Here is a 4,154-nt window from a genome sequence, read left to right on the forward strand (position 1 = left end):
CCCAGGCCGCCGGTGGCGAAGACGCGCAGGCCGGCCAGCGCCGCCAGGCGCACGGTGGCGGACACGGTCGTGCCGCCGCTGGCGGACTGGGCCAGCGCCGGTCCGAGATCGCGCGCCGCGATCTTCCGCAGCCCCTCCCCGCCCCGCGCCAGTCCCTCAAGCTGTGCCGCCGACAAACCGACGACCGCCTGGCCGTCCACGACGCCGATGGTGGCGGGCACGGCCCCTTCCCGCCGCACGGCCGCTTCGCACGCCCGCGCCGTCTCCAGGTTGTCCGGGTACGGCATCCCGTGCGTGACGATCGTGGTCTCCAGCGCGACGCCGGGACGTCCCTCCGCCAGCGCCGCGCGCACTTCCTCGCTCACGTGAATCAAATCGCGCAAAGCCTCCCTGCGCCACCAGTGTAGCCGTTTCCTCACACGGCATCCAAAGCGGCGAGGCGGAAGACGTGCTGCCGGTTCCACTCGATGAAGTCCATGTAGGCGGGCTTGTAGGCGAGAAAGCCGACGGCCTTGATCATCTGGTAGCACAGCCAGCGCTGCCGCCAGCGGGGATGCAGGGGCCGGACGGAAGCGTACCCCTCAAGGAACGCCCGCGTCAGGGGTCCCGGCGCCTCAAGCGCCAGGTCCGAGCCGTCGTCCGGGAACGACCACATCGCCATGACCCAGTCGTACTCCGCCGCGCGGCCGCGGGCGTGTTCGAAGTCGAGGAGGCCCGTGATCGCGAGGCCCGGCTGGCCAGGTGAGCGCTCCACCAGGACGTTGTCGGCGTGCAGGTCGTGGTGGACGAACACGGCCGGTTCGCGGTCGTCGAAGGCGTCCCACCGGCGGGTGACGAAGCGCTCGGCGAGGCGCGCGCCCTCCGCCGAGAGCAACCCTTCCTCGCGGCAACGACGCAACGCGTGGGCGAACGACTCCTGCTCGAAGCATGCGGCGCCCGGGCGCGGCCCGTGGTCAAGGACGGCCACGCCGCGGGGCTCCACGCGCAGCCAGCGGCCGAAACCCGGCACCGGCGGCGGCACGCCGTGCAGCGCCGCCATCAACGCGCCGAGGGCGCGAGCGAATGCGACGCGCTCCGCCGCGTCCAGGTTCGGGAGACCGCGACCCGCGTTGGCGCCGGGGAGAAACGACATGAGCACGTACGGGGCGCCGCTCTCCGGGCCGCGCCCGTGGCCGAGCAGGCGCGGCACGGGGAGGCCGGCCGCTTCCGGGCGCGCGGCGAGGTGCGACAGGGCGAGGACCTCCACCGCCTGGGCCGGGGCGTCCGCGGGGCAGAACACGCGCAGGACGCACGACGAACCGTCTGCGAGATCCAGCCGGTAGTTCTCGTTGCGCAAGCCGCGCGGGAACCGGCGCATCGCCTCAAGACGCCCGGCGAGGTGCTCCTCGACGACCGCCGCCGCCTCCTTGAAGGAGAAGCCGCCGTCCGACAACGCACCCGCGGCCATGTCCGGGTTCCCCCCGGGCAGGTATTCGCCGCGCGCCCCGAGGGCGCCTGCGCCGGCCACCGGCGGCCGAGCCGCGGGACTAGGCCCAGCTGCCGCTCCGCCGCCGGGCGCGCGTCAGGCGCCGCCGCGCGACGGCCTGCGGGTCGCGACCCGCTGCCCGCAGGAGGAGCTCGAATCCGGCGACGGCCATGAGGACCGCGAGCACCAGCGGCACGGGCGCCAGCCGGAGGCCCGACTCCATCTCAACCAGGGCGGCCAGGGCCAGGGGGAGGATCAACAGCACGCCGATCACCAGGGCTGCAAGGGAGCTGGCGCGATAGGGCCCCGCCCGGCGGGAGGTCAAAAGTCCCTCGCCGCGCCAGGGCGCGAGCGCCGTTCCGCAGTGCGCGCACCGCTCCGCCGTCGGGACGTTCAGGGCCCCGCAGTCCGGGCAGATCACGGGGACGTCCTCCTTCCGTGCCATGGTATGCCGGACCCGCGCAGGAAAGCCCTGGCCCCGATCCGAAGTGAATGCACGGTCGAAGGAGGCAGCTCTCTTGGGACAGCTGGACGGCAAGGTGGCGCTCGTCACGGGAGGCGGGCGCGGCTTGGGCCGCGCCATCGCGCTCGCGCTGGCGCGCCACGGCGCGGACGTCATCGTCAACTACTTCCGGAATCGCGCACCTGCAGAGGAAACGGCGGCGGCCGTGGCGGCGCTGGGCCGCCGGGCGCACGTCGTCAAGGCGAACGTCGGCGACGAGGACAAGGTCAAGGCGATGTTCGACGAGGTCCGCGAGGTGTTCGGCGGCCTGGACATCCTGATCTCCAACGCCGCGTCCGGTGTGCTGCGCCCCATCGAGGAGATCGGCGCGCGCGAATGGGATTGGGCGATGAACATCAACGCCCGCGCGCTGCTCCTCTGCGCCAACGAAGCGGCCAGGCTCATGGAGCCGCGCGGCGGCGGCGCCATTGTCAGCGTCACGAGCATCGGCTCGACGCGCGTGCTGCCGTACTACGCCACCGTGGGCGTGTCGAAGGCCGCCCTGGAGGCGGCGACGCGCTACCTCGCCGCCGCCTACGCCCGACGCGGCATCGTCGTCAACGCCGTGTCGCCGGGGGCCATGGACACCGATGCGCTCAAGCACTTCCCCAACCGCGAAGAGATCCTGCGGGACTCCGAGGCGCGGGCGCCGGCCGGCCGCCTCGTCACGCCGGAGGAGATCGGCGAGATCGTCGTCTTCCTGTGCACGCCCGCCGCGCGGATGATCTGTGGGCAGACGATCGTCGTCGACGGGGGGCTTTCTCTGCTGGCGCTCGGGTGAGCCTGGCACGGGATCCGTTCAAGCCGGCGCAGCCGGCGAACGCCGGCGGGGACGCCCCGGCCGACGGCGCCTATCGCCGAAGTTCCCAGACCAGGTGCCGCAGCTCCGGCAACAGGATGGCCTCCAGCGCAAGCCGCACGGCGCCCTGGGAGCCGGGCAGGCAGACGAGGAGCTTTCCACCCGCCACGCCGGCGAACGCGCCGCTCAAGATGGCCGCGGCGCCGATCTCCTGGAAGCTCAGCCACCGGAAGATTTCCCCGAATCCCGGGATCTCCCGTTCCACGAGCGGCCGGAGCGCCTCCACCGTGCGGTCGCGGCGGGCGATGCCCGTGCCGCCGGTCGTGATCACGGCGTCCGTGTCCGGCGCGGCGAGCCAGGCGCGCACCGTGTCCGCGATGGCATCGGCCTCGTCGCGGACGATGGCGTGGGCAACGATCACGTGTCCGGCTTCGGCGAGGCGTTCCCGCAGGAGGCGACCGCCCGTGTCCGTCGCCTCGGTGCGCGTGTCGGAGACGGTGAGCACGGCGACGCGCACCCCGCCCACCTGCGCCTCCGCCGCGGCGCGGTGGCCGGACGGACCCTGGGCCGCGGAAGTGCGGACGGGGATCGGTTGAGAGCCCGGCTCCGGACGATGCCCCTGTTCAGTCACCGCCGGAGCCTCCTTGGAGCATGCGCTCCAGAAGCACCACGGCGTTGTTGTGTTCCTGGTCCCGCGCGGCATAGAGGAGGGTCAGCCGCCCCTCCTGCGCCCAGCGCAGCAGTTCGGAGAGGGCGTCGGCGCGCTCGGGCGCCTCGAGTTCCTGCAGGTAGCGAGTGCGGAACTCTTCCCAGCGATCGGGATCGTGGCCGAACCAGCGGCAGAGCTCGGGGCTCGGCGCCACGTCCCGCAGCCAGGCGTCCAGGCGGGCCGCTTCCTTGGAGACGCCGCGCGGCCAAAGCCGGTCGACGAGAACGCGGCGGCCGTCGTCCGGAGCCGGGGGTTCGTAGATCCGCTTCACGCGCACGTCCATCCGTATGCACCTCCCCCCGCGCCGCCGGCGCGCGCCGCCGTGACGCCGCACGCCGCCAGCGCGTCTTCCCACGCCACCGGCTCCAGCTTGACGCCGAACACGCCGGCGAACGCGTCACGCACCGCGGCCGCCACCGCCTCCATGTCCAGCGGGCGCCCCAGCACCCTGGCCATGGACGTGACGCCCTTGTCGCGGATGCCGCAAGGGACGATCAGATCGAAGAAGCGGAGGTCCGTGTTGACGTTGAGGGCGAAGCCGTGCTGGGTGATGCCCTGCCGGACCTTGACGCCGATGGCCGCGATCTTGTCGTCGCCCACCCAGGCGCCGGTGTACGGCGGCTCAAGCCCGGGCCGCGCCGCGATGCCGAATCGGGCGAGGGCGCGGACCTGAACCTCT

7 protein-coding genes are annotated in these 4,154 nt (G+C 73.2%); 1 reads left to right on the forward strand and 6 read right to left on the reverse strand.

Features of this window, described 5'->3' with window-relative positions:
• The 3 genes from IRZ18_08740 to IRZ18_08750 form a co-directional block, all read right to left on the reverse strand.
• A partial coding sequence (locus IRZ18_08740; GenBank protein ID MBX5477191.1) for a pseudouridine-5'-phosphate glycosidase occupies positions 1 to 374 on the reverse strand: 374 nt, incomplete at its 3' end.
• A gap of 41 nt (positions 375 to 415) precedes the next feature.
• A complete protein-coding gene (locus IRZ18_08745; GenBank protein MBX5477192.1) occupies positions 416 to 1,447 on the reverse strand; it encodes a phosphotransferase in 1,032 nt (343 codons plus the stop codon).
• Positions 1,448 to 1,526: 79 nt separating this feature from the next.
• Complete coding sequence (locus IRZ18_08750; GenBank protein MBX5477193.1) at positions 1,527 to 1,886, reverse strand: hypothetical protein; 360 nt, start codon at positions 1,884 to 1,886, stop codon at positions 1,527 to 1,529.
• Positions 1,887 to 1,992: 106 nt separating this feature from the next.
• Here IRZ18_08750 and fabL point away from each other — a divergent pair, with 106 nt between their 5' ends.
• Complete coding sequence (fabL, locus tag IRZ18_08755; GenBank protein MBX5477194.1) at positions 1,993 to 2,748, forward strand: enoyl-[acyl-carrier-protein] reductase FabL; 756 nt, start codon at positions 1,993 to 1,995, stop codon at positions 2,746 to 2,748.
• 70 nt (positions 2,749 to 2,818) lie between these two features.
• On the opposite strand, the gene IRZ18_08760 is transcribed toward fabL, so the two are convergent.
• The 3 genes from IRZ18_08760 to IRZ18_08770 all read right to left on the reverse strand — a co-directional run.
• On the reverse strand, positions 2,819 to 3,469 hold the full coding sequence (locus tag IRZ18_08760; GenBank protein MBX5477195.1) for a MogA/MoaB family molybdenum cofactor biosynthesis protein: 651 nt from the start codon (positions 3,467 to 3,469) through the stop codon (positions 2,819 to 2,821).
• Complete coding sequence (locus IRZ18_08765; GenBank protein ID MBX5477196.1) at positions 3,390 to 3,758, reverse strand: DUF488 domain-containing protein; 369 nt, start codon at positions 3,756 to 3,758, stop codon at positions 3,390 to 3,392. Before IRZ18_08765 ends, IRZ18_08760 begins: the two co-directional genes overlap by 80 nt.
• On the reverse strand, positions 3,743 to 4,154 hold a 412-nt coding region (locus tag IRZ18_08770; GenBank protein MBX5477197.1), incomplete at its 5' end, for a lipoate-protein ligase B. The genes IRZ18_08765 and IRZ18_08770, both read right to left, overlap by 16 nt.

The organism is Clostridia bacterium (genome assembly GCA_019683875.1).
Lineage (GTDB): Bacteria > Bacillota > Sulfobacillia > RBS10-35 > Bu92 > Bu92.